We start from the raw sequence: 14,013 nt of genomic DNA, 5'->3' as shown, positions 1-14,013 counted from the left end.
CCACCGGGCTCGGCCTGCCCGCCGGGGCCGGTGGTGGGGAGCGAATTTTCTATCGTTGAAAATTCTGCGTGCACGACCGTTGTCAGGTGTTTGAGGCTGTGGCTCAATGTTCGACTATGTGCAGTGCTTCGCGGTTCGGAGCACTTCGGCTTCTTCGACGAGGACGACGCCTTGATTCGACAACTAGTCCGCCCCCGCACGCTTTTCAGAACGCTCGCCTGTACCGCGGCGCTGCTGCTTCCCGTCGGGGCCACCCTGGTCCCGGCCGCCGCGGCGGCCCCCGCCGAAGGGGCCGCCACCGCCTCGGCGTTCGTGAAGGAGGACCCCTCCACCGAGCCGCACGGTCTCAAGGGCGAGTACTTCGCCATGTCGGCCCCGGGCGCCCGTGACTTCGCGAAGCTCGGAGCCGTGGCGCTCGACCCGGAGATCAACTTCCCGGGCCTGACCGGCGCGTTCGAGTCGGCCACCGGAAGGACCGAGCACACCACCGCCCGCTGGACGGGGCAGATCGAGGCCCCGGAGACTGGTGACTACACCTTCTCCGCCATCGGCGACAACGGGTTCCGGCTCTTCATCGACGACAAGCCCGTCATCGACCACTGGGTACCGGACTGGGACAAGGAGCAGACCAGCTCTCCGGTCGCGCTGAAGGCGGGCGAGCCGCACACGTTCCGCCTGGAGATGTTCCAGGACATCGGCGGGGCCAACATGTTCCTGCGCTGGTCCAGCGCGAAGCTCGCCAAGCAGATCGTGCCCGAGTCCGCGTTCACACCGCCCGCGGACTTCGAGGTCTACCCCGTCGCGCTGAGCGTCGCCGAGGACGGCCAGAAGCTGCAGGCGACCTTCGACAACGCTGTCAGTGACATCGAGGGCGTCAAGGACCACCTCACCGTCGAGGCCGACACGACGCCGATGCCCGTGAAGTCGGTGTCCGCGGTGAAGGGCAACCCCAAGTCGCTCATGGTCACGCTGGGCGCAGCCGTCCAGAAGAGCCAGCAGGTCAGGTTCGCGTACGACGGTGAGGGCGGCCTGAAGGCCGGCGACGAGACCGTCCCGGAGATCAGCCGCAGGGCGAAGAACCTCTCCACGCACCGGCTGCTCACCCCGTGGGGCGAGAAGGCCGACCGCAAGAACCCGCTGCCCGAGTACCCCCGCCCGCAGCAGGTGCGCGACGACTGGAAGAACCTCAACGGACCGTGGGAGTTCGCGGGAGCCACCGCCGGTGAGCAGCCGGTCTTCGGCAAGTCGCTCGACGAGCGCATCACCGTGCCCTACCCCGTCGAGTCCCAGCTCTCCGGACTCGAGCGCCACGAAGACCACATGTTCTACCGCAAGCTCGTCACGGTGCCCAAGAGCTGGTCGGCCGGCAAGCGGAGCAGCGACGACCGTCTGAAGCTCAACTTCGGCGCAGTCGACTACCAGGCGCGCGTCTGGGTCAACGGCAAGCAGGTCGCCGAGCACACCGGCGGCTACACGGCCTTCAGCGCCGACATCACCGATGCCCTCAAGGGCAGCGGCCCGCAGGAGATCGTGGTCGCGGTCACCGACACCACGGGAGCCGACCAGCCCACGGGCAAGCAGTCCGCGAACCCCAGCGGCATCTTCTACACCGCCACCTCCGGTATCTGGCAGACCGTCTGGATGGAGCCCGTCGCGCCCGCCGCGGTCGACTCCCTGACGACCACGCCCGACATCGACAAGGGCAGGCTCGCGCTGAAGGTCAACTCCGACGACGCCTCGAAGTCCGCCCGGGTCACCGCCGTCGCCCGCGACAGGAAGGGCAAGGTCGTCGGCACCGTCACCGGTGCGGCCAACAGCGAGCTGAGTCTCCCCGTCGCCGGGCAGCACCTGTGGACGCCGGACGACCCGTACCTGTACGACCTGGAGGTCACCCTCAGGGACGGCCGCTCCAAGGACACCGTCGACAGCTACTTCGGTATGCGCTCCTTCGCGGTCGCCGAGGTCGGCGGCTACCAGAAGCTCGTCCTCAACGGGAAGCCGTTCTTCTCCCTGGCCCAGCTCGACCAGGGCTTCTACCCCGACGGCCTGAACACGGCGCCCAGCGACGCCGCCCTGGTCTTCGACCTGAAGACGCAGAAGGACCTCGGCTTCAACTCCGTCCGCAAGCACATCAAGGTCGAGCCCGCGCGCTGGTACTACCACGCCGACAAGCTGGGACTCCTGGTGTGGCAGGACTTCGTCTCCGGCAACATCACCAACGAGAAGGGCCAGAAGGCCTTCCTCGACCAGGGTGCCGAGATGATGCGGCAGCTGCACAACTACCCCTCGATCGGAGCCTGGATCGTCTTCAACGAGGGCTGGGGCGAGTGGGACCGCGTCGAGACCGGCAGGATCACCGAGAACGTCCAGGCCGCGGACCCCTCGCGTGTCGTCAGCGCCCACAGCGGTGTCAACTGCTGCAACTCCAAGGGTGACTCCGGCAAGGGCGACATCATCGACCACCACGACTACAACAACACCGATCCGGCCTTCCCGGACGACACCCGCGCTGCCATCGACGGCGAGCACGGCGGCTTCACCCTGCGGATCCCCGGCCGCATGTGGCCCGGTGCGCCCACCGCGATCTACAGCGGTGTCGCCGACAAGGACGCCCTGACCGCGAAGTACGTCGAGAACACCCGCACGCACTACCTGGCGGCGGCCGGAGCCGAACTCTCCGGCTCGATCTACACCCAGGTGACCGACCTGGAGAACGAGCTCAACGGCCTCTGGACGTACGACCGCCGCGAGATCAAGGTCGACCCGGCCAAGGTGCGGAAGATCAACCAGGAGGTCATCGCCGCCGGTGCAGCCGCAGGCGAGCGCGACGAGATCAAGGGCGGCGGCGCCTGGTCCCTCGACGAGAACAAGGGCACCCGGGCCGCCGACAGCGGCCCGAACCACAAGGACCTCGCCCTCTCCGAGGGGACGTCCTGGACGCCCGGGGTGCAGGGCTCCGCGCTGAAGTTCAACGGCCAGGGTCAGTACGCCGAGACCGACGGACCGGTCGTCGACACCACCGGCGACTACACCGTGTCGGCCTGGGCCTCGCTCGACGCGCTCCCGGGCAACTACGCCACCGTCGTCAGCCAGGACGGCCGGCGCCAGGAGAACCCCTTCTACCTCCAGTACGGGCAGGGCGCGTTCGCCTTCTCCACCCCCGGCGGCAACCGGGCCCGGTTCGAGGTCCAGCCCGAACTCGGCCGGTTCTACCACGTGGTCGGCGTACGCAGCGGTGACGAGATCAAGCTGTACGTCGACGGCGAGCTCGCCGCGACCGCGGCGGCCGGTGCCGCCGATGTCAGCACCGGCGCACTGTCCGTGGGCCGCGCCAAGTGGTCGGGCGCCAACACCGACTTCTGGAACGGCTCCGTCGACCAGGTGAAGGTGTACGACAAGGCGCTCACCGACCAGGAGGTGACCGCGCTCCACGACGGCGAACAGCCGTAGGAACGGCGAAGGCCGGCCCGGCAGCACACGCTGCCGGGCCGGCCCCGTTCACCGGGGGTCGGATCACGGTGCCCAGGGCGCGTCCACCGCCCAGGTCGTGTCCTCGGTGAACGTTGCCGGGTTGTCCCAGGCATGACCGCCCCCGGGACTGGCCAGCCATACCTCGGAGTCGATGTGGCGCAGATAGCTGCCGGGCAGATTGGCGCTGGACAGCCGCACCCCGTTCGTACCCGCGACCGCGCACCAGGTGGCATCGGCCTTGAACAGGGCGGAGCCGTCGTTCGCGTCGCGCCGGACCCGGAAGTCCTGGTGGCGCAGGTATTCACCGGGATAGTTGCGGGACTCCAGCGAGTAGCAGTTGCTGTTCGCCAGACCGGTGACGATCTTCCAGGTGGCGTCGCTCTTCAGCAGCGCGCTGCCGGCGGCGTCGACTACAGCGGTGTAGGCGAGCTGCTGCTGGTGCCGCAGGTACTTGTTGGTGTGGCCGGGCGTGGTGACCCGTAGGGACTTGTACTGGCCGGTGGGCAGGGTGACCGGCGGGGCGGGGGTCTTCGACGCCTGGATGAGGGCCTGGTTGGCGGCCTTCACCCGTGCGGTGTCGACCTTGACCACCTGGCGGTCGTAGGTGAGCAGCCCGTTCGCCTCGTTCTCCACGTCCGTGATCTCGGTGTAGACGGACGCCGAGAGCCCGGCCGGCAGCTGGCCGACGCGAATGCTGTCCAGCAGTCCGACGAAGCGGTTGTTGAGCGCGGAGATGCTCGCCTGGTCCTCGTAACTGAAACCGCCGCCCGGATACCACTCGTGGCCGGGGACCTTGTATCCCAGACCGCCGAACTCGCCGAGGACGGCAGCCCGGGTCGCGGTGGGCGCGGTGTTGCCGGGGCCGACGTAGATGTGGTTGTCGACCACGTCGCCGTTGCCGCCGTCCACGGAACCGCAGCAGTTGACCCCGCTCATGTTGTTGACCAGCCGTGACGGGTCGTACGCCTTTACCTCGTCGGCGATCCTGGCCTGGTCGTACTGCCCCCAGCCCTCGTTCTGGTTCACCCACATGACCACGGAGGGCGAGCTGCGGTGCTGGTCGATGACGGCGTGGTATTCGGCCTCCCACTGGGTGCGGGCCGCGCTGTCGGGTGTCTTGCCGGTGTCCATCGCGGGCATGTCCTGCCAGACGAGGAGCCCCAGCCTGTCCGCCCAGTAGAACCAGCGCTGAGGTTCGACCTTGATGTGCTTGCGGACCATGTTGAATCCGAGGTCCTTGTGAGCCTGCAGATCGGACTTGAGGGCGGCGTCGGCCGGCGCCGTGTAGATGCCGTCGGGCCAGTAGCCCTGGTCGAGCGTGCCGGTCTGGAAGACGAACTTCCCGTTGAGGACGGGCCGCAGGACGTTGTCGACCTTCGCGACCGCGATCGACCGCATGCCCGCGTAGCTGCCCACCGAGTCGACCACGGCTGTCCCGTCGAGGAGCTCGGCGCGTACGTCGTACAGATACGGGTCGTCCGGGCTCCACAGCCTGGGGTTCGGTACGGCCACGGAGATCTCCGAGCCGGGTGTTCCGGTCGCGCTGCCCACCACCGTGCCCCCGCTGGAGACGGTGACCCGGGCGGTCCGTCCGGACGCACCGGCCGCCCGCACCTCGACCCGTAGCGTGCTGTCGCCGAGGTTCGGCGTCATGTCCAGGCGGGTGATGTGCGCGGCGGCGACGGGTTCCAGCCAGACGGTCTGCCAGATCCCGGAAGCGGCGGTGTAGAAGATACCGCCGCCCGGGTGCGGGTCCACGTCGTTGATCCGCTGCTTGCCGACGGCCTGGCCGCCGGTCTGCGTCGGGTCGTACACCGAGACCACGACAGTGTTCGTACCGCCGTTGAGCCGGGGCGTGATGTCGTACGCGAACGAGTCGAAGCCGCCCTTGTGCGCCCCGACCTGGGTGCCGTTGACCCAGACCGTGGTCTGCCAGTCCGAGGCGCCGAAGTGGAGCACGGTCCGGCGGCCGTTCCAGTCCGCCGGCACCGTGAAGGTGCGCTTGTACCAGAGCTTGTCGTTCTCGGTGATCTTCCGCTTGATGCCCGAGAGCGCCGACTCCGCGACGAACGGGACCCGGATCTGTTCGGAGAACGCCGAGGGCTGCCCGGCGTCGCGGCCGGTGACCGCGAAGTCCCAGATGCCGTTGAGATTCGCCCAGTCGGGACGGGTCAGCTGGGGGCGCGGGTACTCGGGGAGCGGGTTGTCCACCGGCACCTGACCGGTCCAGGGTGTCGTCATGGGGGAGGGCTTCGGCGTCCAGGCGGCGGCAGCGGCCTGGGACGGCGCCGATCCGGCCCCCACCAGGGCGGTGGCGACGAGGGCCGGCAAGGCGATCGCGGCGGCTAACCTCCGCCACCAGGGCCCGCGGCCCGGGACACGTGGAGAGTTCATCGGTCCGACTCCTTCACAGAGGGAAACTCCCCCGCACCGGGGCGGTGCGGGGGAGCGGTACGTCAACTGCGTCCGGAACGCGTGTCAGAGCAGCTGCCAGGGGTGGCCATCGGTGCCGTCGTCGGCGAACCGGACGACGTGGGCGCTGTCGGCGGTGGACATGGCATCCACGCCCAGGACCTTGTGGGAGTGGCGGTGGAGGACGCGGTGCCGGCCGTCGCCGTCCGGGGCGAACTGCCGGGGTGGTCGGCGGTGGACATGCCGTCCACGCCGAGGACCTTGTCCGCGTGCGGATCGCGGATCCGGTACCGGTGGTCGGCGAGCCGCGGCACGCCCTGGGGCCCGTTGTGGGGAACGAGATGATGCGGAGGCCGGGCGGCAGCCATCGGCAGGAGCGTGACCTCCTCCACCGGCCCGGTGCTGCGCGCCGGGGCCCGGCCGGAGCAGTGGCCCGCGCGCGGGGGAGGCCTGGCGGCCGGCGGCGGTCGCGGTGGCCAGGGCGGGGGTCGGGGCCCGGCGGCCGGTCGCGGCGGCGCTGGTCAGGGTGCCGGCCGGGACATGACTGTGGTTCAGGAGCATCGTGGGGGCTCCGCTTCTGCTCTGCCGGACAGGGACGGGACCGGCCCGGACGCGCTCCGGTGCATGGCGAAGTCGGCTGCCGCGTACGGGCGCCCCGGCGCGACACCATGCTTGCAACGTTAGAAAACTGATGTCGGCGGTATGACAGCACGCCGTCCGGCCGGTGTCCAGAGGTGGCGCAACAGCTGGTGCCATCCGGTCCCGCCCGCGGTGCGCCGGGGCCCGGACCCCGGGCGACATATTTTGGAAACGCATCGACAACTCTCTTGCCGCCTGCGCCACCTCGCCTATATAACGTTGTAAACCGAGCCGCCGAGAGGCCGCACAGGCACTCACGACCACAGTTTGCGCAGCTCGTAGAGGGGTCGTGAGGAATGCAGTGCCATCTGCCGCCGAGCGGTGGATGCATCGTCCAGCCATGCCCGACCGCACGCCGAACGGCGTGCCGTCATCCCGCCAAGGAGCGTCCCGCGCATGATGACCCAGCGTCGATCCCGTACCCTTGCCGCGGCCTGCCTGCTGGCCGCCACCGCCACGCTGGCCGTTTCCGGCTGCTCGAAGTCGGAGACCACGAGTAACGCCGGCGGTGACAGCAGCCAGGGCGCCCAGGCGGCCAAGACCCCCGAAGCGAGCTCCGGCGCCGGCTGTTCGCTGGAGACCTACGGCGCGCCGAAGTTGGACCTGAAGGACGCGGTGGTCGGCTTCTCCCAGTCGGAGAAGGAGGCCAACCCGTTCCGCATCGCCGAGACCCGGTCCATCAAGGACGAGGCCAAGAAGATCGGCGTCAAGAAGCTCCTCACCACCAACGCGCAGTCGCAGCTCTCCAAGCAGATCAGCGACATCCAGGACATGCTGTCCCAGGGTGCCCAGTTCCTCATCATCGCCCCGCTGAACTCCGACGGCCTCGAGCCGGCGCTCAAGGCCGCGGCGGCGAAGAAGGTCCCGGTCCTCACCATCGACCGCAAGGTCAACTCCACGGCCTGCAAGGACTACGTGGCCTTCCTCGGCTCCGACTTCGTCGAGCAGGGCAAGCGGGCCGCCGACGCGATGATCAAGGCCACCGGTGGCAGGGGCAAGGTCGCCATCCTCCTCGGCGCCTCCGGCAACAACGTGACGACCGACCGCACCAAGGGCTTCGTCGACCAGATCGAGGCCGAGGCGCCCGGCATCGAGATCGTGGCCCAGCAGACCGGCGAGTTCGCCCGCGACAAGGGCCAGCAGGTCATGGAACAGCTCATCCAGTCCAAGCCCGAGATCACCGCCGTCTACGCGGAGAACGACGAGATGGGCCTCGGCGCCGTCACCGCGCTCAAGGCGGCCGGCAAGAAGCCCGGCAAGGACGTGAAGATCGTCTCCGTCGACGGTACGCGCAACGCCGTGCAGGCCCTCGTCAACGGCGAGTACAACGCCGTCATCGAGTCCAACCCGCGCTTCGGCCCGCTCGCCTTCGCGACCGCCCAGAAGTTCTACGGCGGCGAGGAGATCCCCGAGAACGTGATCATCACCGACCGCGAGTACGACGAGAGCAACGCCAAGGCATCGCTCGGCGGGGCGTACTGACCCGCCCAGGTCCCCAACGGCCCCGGCCGCCGTGGCACTCGCAGGAGTCCACGGCGGCCCCGGGCCCGCCCCGTCGGAACAGCGGAAGGCCACGACCACCCATGGCACCACCCGAAGCAGTACCTCAGGCACCGGAGGCGGCCGGATCCACGGCCCCCGCCGTGCTCGAAGCCCGCTCGGTGAGCAAACGGTTCCCCGGCGTCGTCGCCCTGGACGACGTCTCCTTCTCTCTGCGCGCGGGGGAGACGCACGCGCTGGTCGGCGAGAACGGCGCCGGTAAATCCACCCTCATCAAGGTCCTCACCGGGGTGTACCGGCCCGACGGGGGAGACCTGCGGATGACGGGAGAACCGGTGCGGTTCGCCCGGCCGTTCGAGGCACAGCAGGCCGGGATCTCCACGATCTACCAGGAGGTCAACCTCGTCCCGCTGATGAGCGTGGCGCGGAACATCTTCCTCGGCCGCGAACCCAGGAACCGCCTCGGCCTCATCGACTTCTCCCGCATGCACCGGGAGACGACGGAACTGCTCGACGGATTCGGCGTACGCGTCGACCCCCGCCGTCCCCTGCACACCCTCGGGATCGGCACCCAGCAGATGGTCGCCCTGGCCCGTGCCGTGTCGGTCAACGCCCAGGTCGTCATCATGGACGAACCGACCTCCTCGCTCGAACCACGCGAGGTGGAGACCCTCTTCCGGGTCATCGGGAACCTGCGCGGCCAGGGCATCGCCGTCCTCTACGTCAGCCACCGCATGGACGAGCTCTACCGGATCTGCGACCGCGTCACCGTGCTCCGCGACGGCCGGCACATCCACACCGGAGACCTCGCCGACCTCGACCGGATGCAGCTCGTGTCGATGATGCTCGGCCGCGACCTGGCCGAGGTCCGCCGCTCCGGCGTCACCAGCTTCGCCGCGGAGGGGCACGAAGCGGCCCGTACCCCGGTGCTCACCGCGACCGGCCTCTCCAGTCGCCACCACCTCCACGACATATCCCTGTCCCTGTACGCGGGCGAAGTGCTCGGCCTCGGCGGACTCCTCGGCTCCGGCCGCAGCGAGACGGCGAAGGCCCTGTCCGGCGCCCTGCCCCTGGACGCGGGCGCGCTCACCGTCGACGGAACCGCCCTGAACCGTCTCACCCCGGCCGCCGCCATCCGCGCCGGTATCAGCCTGCTGCCCGAGGACCGCAAGGCCGAGGGAATCGTCCCCGGCCTCTCCGTCCGCGAGAACATCGTGCTGGCCGCCATGCCGCGCCTGTCCCGGGCCGGTGTCGTCTCCCGCGCCAAGCAGGACCGGATCGTCGACATCTTCATGAAGCGCCTGCGGATCAAGGCGTCGAGCCCCGAGCAGAAGGTCGGGGAACTCTCCGGCGGCAACCAGCAGAAGGTCCTGCTCGCCCGCTGGCTCTGCCTCGAACCCAAGGTCCTGCTCCTGGACGAACCCACCCGGGGCATCGACGTCGGCGCCAAGGCCGAGGTCCAGAGCCTCATCGACGACCTCGCCCGCGAGGGCCTGGCCGTCCTGCTCATCTCCTCCGACATCGAGGAGCTCATCGAGGGCGCCGACCGGATCGTCGTCCTGCGCGGCGGAGCTGTCGCGGGCGAGCTGGCCGGCGACGACGTGGCCGAGGGCCGGCTGCTCGAAGTACTCGCCGACCACGCACCGGCGCCTGACGTACCGGCGCCTGACGTACCGGCGCCTGACGCACCGGCGTCTCATGGACCGGCGCCGGAGGACAAGGCCCCGGCCGCACAGGAGGACCCCCGATGACCCAGGCCGCCGTCTCCCCGCCCGTGGGGCCCGCACAGCCCGCCGATCCCGGAAAACCCGCCAGGTCCACAGGCCAGCTGGCCCGGCTGCGTGACCCGGCCTGGTACCAGGAGTACGGCGTGTACGTCGCCGTGGCGGTGGTGCTGCTCTTCAACGCCCTGTTCACCGACCACTTCATGACGGCCGACAACTTCCGCACCCAGCTCGTCCAGGTCGCCCCCATCGTCATCGTCGCCCTGGGCATGGCCCTGGTCATCGGCACCGAGGGCGTCGACCTGTCCGTCGGCTCGACCATGGCACTGGCCGCCGCCTTCCTGCCGCTCTACCTCGGATACGGGCTCGTGCCCGCGCTCGTCGTCGCGCTCCTGGCGGGCGCCGTCGTCGGAGCGGTCAACGGAACCCTGGTCTCCCTCATCGGGCTGCAGCCCATCGTGGCCACACTCGCCCTGTTCGTCGGCGGCCGGGGACTGGCCCTGGTCATGGCCGACGGCCAGCTCAAGCAGATCGTCAACCCCGACCTGCTGTCGCTGGGAACGGGGTCCTTCCTCGGCATCCCGCTCGTCGTCCTGATCGCCGGGGTGCTCGCCGTCGCCGTCGCCTTCCTGGTGCAGCGCACCACCTTCGGCCGGCAGATCGTCGCCGTCGGCGGCAACCGCTCCGCCGCGGCCCTGGCGGGACTTCCCGTCAAGCGCGTCCTCATCGGCGTGTACGTCCTGTGCGGTGTCCTCGCCGCCCTCGCCGGCATCCTCGCCACGGCAAGGCTCACGGCGAGCGACCCGTCCTCGCTCGGCACCCTCATGGAACTCTCCGCCATCACGGCCGTCGTCGTCGGCGGCACACCGCTCAACGGCGGATCCATCCGGGTCCTCGGCACCGTGGCCGGAGCGCTGCTGATGCAGTTGCTGCGCGCCACGCTCGTCAAGCACGACCTGCCCGACTCCACCGCACAGATCGCCCAGGCGGCCATCATCATCGCCGCCGTCTACGTCGCCCGGGAGCGTCGGTCCCGATGAACGAAACCACACCCGCACCCGCAGCAGCGCCCGCGGTTCCGGCCACGCGGAAGACGGCAGCACCCGGCGAGGGGCCCCGCCCCACCGCCTCCGGGCCGAACACCAGGGCGCGCGTCGCCGAACTCCTCCAGCGCCAGGGCGTGCTGGCGGTCCTGCTGACCGTCGTCATCGCCGCCTCGTTCATCTACCCGACGTTCGCGTCCCTGGACAACGCGCGCGGCATCACCATCCAGGCGTCGTTCCTCGCCGTGGTCGCGCTCGGCATGACGATGGTCATCATCACCGGCGGCATCGACCTGTCCGTCGGATCGGTCTTCGCCCTCGGAGGAGTCCTCGCAGCATGGGCCTCGCAGTACGGCTTCCTCGCCGCACTGCTCGTCCCCCTCGTGGCGTGCGGCGCGATCGGACTGCTCAACGGGCTCCTGATCGCGCGGGGCAACATGGCACCCTTCATCGTCACCCTCGCCACCCTGCTCGGCGCCCGCGGCCTGCTGCTCGCCATCACCGACGAGGGCGCCACCACCTACCTGGTGCCCAAGGACTCCGCCTTCGGCGAGCTGGGCCAGGGCAGCGTCTGGGGCTTCGGCCACCCGATCCTCATCGCACTGGTGCTCTTCGGGGCCGGCGGGGTCGTCCTCCAGCGCACCTCGTTCGGGCAGACGCTCTTCGCCGTGGGCGGCAGCAGCGACGCGGCCACCCTGATGGGCCTGCCCGTCGCCCGCACGAAGATCCTCGTCTACACCCTCAGCGGCCTGCTGGCCGGCCTCGCCGGCGCGCTGAACGCGGCCAGGCTCTCCTCCGGCGTCACCATCGTCGGCGTGGGCATGGAACTCGACGCGATCTCCGCCGTCGTCATCGGCGGCACCCTGCTCATCGGCGGCGCGGGCTCGATCAGCGGCACCCTCTGGGGCGTCCTGCTGCTCGCCGTCATCCAGAACCTGATCAATCAGATCGGCTCGCTCAACTCCTCGTACCAGTCGGTGGTCAGCGGAGGTTTCCTTATCGTTGTCGTGGTGGCCCAGCGCTATCTGGCGCGCAGTCGCAGAAGCACCTGACGACGGACCAGCTGTGCCGAACCGAACCATCGAGCCGAGTCGATCCAAGGAGTGCCGTGGGCGTCAGCCTCAAGGACGTTGCGCAACGGGCGGGCGTGTCCATCAAGACCGTGTCGAACGTGGTGAACAACTATCAGCACGTCACACCCGCGATGCGCGCCAAGGTTCAGCAGGCGATCGACGAGCTCGGTTACCGGCCGAACCTCACCGCCCGCCACCTGCGCAAGGGCCGCACCGGCATCATCGCCCTCGCCGTACCCGAATTCGGCAACCCGTACTTCGCCGAGCTCGCCGGCGCGGTCGTCGACGCCGCCGCGCGGCACGACTACACCGTCCTGGTCGACCACACCGCCGGCCTCAGGGAGAAGGAGCTCCTGGTCAGCCAGGGATTCCGGTCCCATGTCATCGACGGCCTCATCCTCAGCCCCATCCATCTGGAGACCGAGGACCTCATGGCACGTACCGAGACGGCACCGCTGGTCCTGCTGGGCGAACGCGAGTACGAGGCACCGTACGACCACATCGCCATCGACAACGTGGCGGCGTCCCGTGCCGCCGTACGCCACCTCGTCGGCATGGGCCACCGCAGGATCGCCTTCCTCGGCTCCCGCACCGGCCGGGAGCGCCAGCCCGCGCACCTGCGCCTGCGGGGCTGGCGCGAGGAGCTCGCCGCCGCCGGACTGGAGGCGGACGAGTCCCTGGTCGTGGTCACCGACGGCTACGGCCGCGCGGACGGGGCCACGGGCATGGCCGCCCTCCTGGACCGGGGGGAACGCCCCGACGCCGTGTTCGCCTACAACGACCTCATCGCCATCGGCGCGATGCGGACCATCACCGAACGCGGACTGCGGATCCCGGCCGACATCGCCGTCGTCGGCTTCGACGACATCGAGGAGAGCAGCTACGGAACCACCACACTCACGACCATCGCCCCGGACAAGGAAGCCATTGCCCGGCTCGCCGTCGACAGCCTCGTCGAACGGCTGTCGGGAAAGCCGGTCGCCGAACCACGCAGGCCGCGCCCCGGCTACCGCCTCATCGTCCGGGAATCCACCGCGCCCGTTCCCCCCAAGGACCTCTGATGCCGCGCCCCACCGTGCACCGCACACCGTTCGGCTCCGCCCACGGGACCGGGACCGGCCTGTGGACCCTCGACTCCGGAACGGGCGTCCGGGCCGAGGTACTCACCTACGGCGCCTCCCTGCACCGCCTGACAGTGCCCGACACCGCGGGCACCGCGGCCTCGGTCGTCCGCTCGCTCGCCACGATCGACGACTACACCGGGAAGCACCCGTACTTCGGCGCCGTCGTCGGCCGCTACGCCAACCGCATCGCGCACGGCCGCTTCTCCCTGGACGGGGCCACGCACCACATCCCCGCCAACGACCGCGGCCACGCACTGCACGGCGGCCCCGACGGCTTCCACACCAAGGTGTGGGACGCCACCGGCGACAGCACGGACACCACCGCGTCCGTACGGCTGACCCTGCACAGCCCCGACGGCGACATGGGCTTCCCCGGAGCCCTGGACGTCACCGTCACGTACACCCTCGACACCACGGGCGCGCTGGCCGTCGACTACGCCTCGGTCACCGACCGCGCCACGGTCGTCAACCTCACCAACCACGCCTACTTCGACCTGGCCGGCCGCGACGACGTCCTCGGCCACCGGCTGGAGGTCGACGCCGACACCTATCTCCCGGTGGACGGCGACGGCATCCCCCTGGGACCGCCGGCCGGGGTGCGGGGCACCGCGTTCGACCTCACGGCGGCGCGCGTACTGGGGGAGCGGTTGGCGCTGGACGACGAACAGCTGCGCCTGGCGGGCGGCTTCGACCACTGCTGGGTGCTCCGCGAGCCCGGCGCCGGACCGGTCGGCGGGCTGCGCCGCGCCGCCCGGCTCACCGCCCCCGGCGAGGCCCGTGTCCTGGAGGTGTGGACGACGGAGCCCGGCATCCAGGTCTACACCGCCAACCGGCTCGACGGCTCGTTCACCGACGCGGACGGCCGGCGGCAGGAACGCCACGGCGCGGTCTGCCTGGAGACCCAGCACCTGCCCGACTCGCCCAACCGGCCGGACCAGCCCAGCACCGTACTGCGCCCCGGCGGGACCGCGCGGAGCCGTACCGAGATGCGCTTCCCGCACCTGGGGCTCTGAACCGGGAAAGGCGT

The 14,013-nt window shown here is 70.0% G+C and carries 9 protein-coding genes; 8 read left to right on the top strand and 1 reads right to left on the bottom strand.

The features are described from left to right. Nucleotides 1–123 precede the first annotated feature (123 nt). Nucleotides 124–3,450, top strand: coding sequence for a LamG-like jellyroll fold domain-containing protein (locus tag OG524_RS01580; RefSeq protein WP_405808686.1), 3,327 nt, complete (start codon nucleotides 124–126; stop codon nucleotides 3,448–3,450). Between the two features lie 63 nt (nucleotides 3,451–3,513). On the opposite strand, the gene OG524_RS01575 is transcribed toward OG524_RS01580, so the two are convergent. Continuing rightward, nucleotides 3,514–5,865 (bottom strand): AbfB domain-containing protein, encoded by a 2,352-nt coding sequence (locus tag OG524_RS01575; protein WP_405392791.1) that lies wholly within the window; start codon nucleotides 5,863–5,865, stop codon nucleotides 3,514–3,516. 81 nt (nucleotides 5,866–5,946) lie between these two features. Here OG524_RS01575 and OG524_RS01570 point away from each other — a divergent pair, with 81 nt between their 5' ends. The 7 genes from OG524_RS01570 (at nucleotide 5,947) to OG524_RS01540 (ending at nucleotide 13,999) form a co-directional block, all read left to right on the top strand. Beyond that, nucleotides 5,947–6,228, top strand: coding sequence for a hypothetical protein (locus OG524_RS01570; protein WP_405808683.1), 282 nt, complete (start codon nucleotides 5,947–5,949; stop codon nucleotides 6,226–6,228). A gap of 690 nt (nucleotides 6,229–6,918) precedes the next feature. After that, on the top strand, nucleotides 6,919–8,004 hold the full coding sequence (locus OG524_RS01565) for an ABC transporter substrate-binding protein (RefSeq protein ID WP_405392793.1): 1,086 nt from the start codon (nucleotides 6,919–6,921) through the stop codon (nucleotides 8,002–8,004). A gap of 101 nt (nucleotides 8,005–8,105) precedes the next feature. Further along, the gene (locus tag OG524_RS01560; protein ID WP_405808681.1) at nucleotides 8,106–9,773 is read left to right on the top strand and encodes a sugar ABC transporter ATP-binding protein; all 1,668 of its coding nucleotides are present in this window, start codon (nucleotides 8,106–8,108) and stop codon (nucleotides 9,771–9,773) included. Continuing rightward, nucleotides 9,770–10,786 carry an ABC transporter permease gene (locus OG524_RS01555; protein ID WP_405392795.1) on the top strand — a complete coding sequence of 339 codons (1,017 nt, stop codon included), beginning with the start codon at nucleotides 9,770–9,772 and terminating at the stop codon, nucleotides 10,784–10,786. Before OG524_RS01560 ends, OG524_RS01555 begins: the two co-directional genes overlap by 4 nt. After that, nucleotides 10,783–11,841: an ABC transporter permease gene (locus OG524_RS01550; RefSeq protein WP_405392796.1), complete on the top strand. Its 1,059-nt coding sequence runs from the start codon at nucleotides 10,783–10,785 to the stop codon at nucleotides 11,839–11,841. Before OG524_RS01555 ends, OG524_RS01550 begins: the two co-directional genes overlap by 4 nt. Before the next feature lie 56 nt (nucleotides 11,842–11,897). Beyond that, nucleotides 11,898–12,923, top strand: coding sequence for a LacI family DNA-binding transcriptional regulator (locus tag OG524_RS01545; RefSeq protein WP_405392797.1), 1,026 nt, complete (start codon nucleotides 11,898–11,900; stop codon nucleotides 12,921–12,923). Continuing rightward, nucleotides 12,923–13,999: an aldose epimerase family protein gene (locus OG524_RS01540; protein WP_405808678.1), complete on the top strand. Its 1,077-nt coding sequence runs from the start codon at nucleotides 12,923–12,925 to the stop codon at nucleotides 13,997–13,999. Before OG524_RS01545 ends, OG524_RS01540 begins: the two co-directional genes overlap by 1 nt. Nucleotides 14,000–14,013 lie beyond the last annotated feature (14 nt).

Origin of the sequence: Streptomyces sp. NBC_01520 (genome assembly GCF_045040375.1) — a bacterium.
In the GTDB taxonomy this organism is placed as follows: Bacteria; Actinomycetota; Actinomycetes; order Streptomycetales; family Streptomycetaceae; genus Streptomyces.
This window is presented reverse-complemented; position numbering and strand designations above follow the sequence as displayed.

Bases quoted from the DNA above. Each gene is read 5' to 3' on its own strand.
- OG524_RS01575 (WP_405392791.1), bottom strand. From the start codon at position 5,865: ATGAACTCTCCACGTGTCCCGGGCCGCGGGCCCTGGTGGCGGAGGTTA.
- OG524_RS01565 (WP_405392793.1), top strand. From the start codon at position 6,919: ATGATGACCCAGCGTCGATCCCGTACCCTTGCCGCGGCCTGCCTGCTG.
- OG524_RS01560 (WP_405808681.1), top strand. From the start codon at position 8,106: ATGGCACCACCCGAAGCAGTACCTCAGGCACCGGAGGCGGCCGGATCC.
- OG524_RS01555 (WP_405392795.1), top strand. From the start codon at position 9,770: ATGACCCAGGCCGCCGTCTCCCCGCCCGTGGGGCCCGCACAGCCCGCC.
- OG524_RS01550 (WP_405392796.1), top strand. From the start codon at position 10,783: ATGAACGAAACCACACCCGCACCCGCAGCAGCGCCCGCGGTTCCGGCC.
- OG524_RS01540 (WP_405808678.1), top strand. From the start codon at position 12,923: ATGCCGCGCCCCACCGTGCACCGCACACCGTTCGGCTCCGCCCACGGG.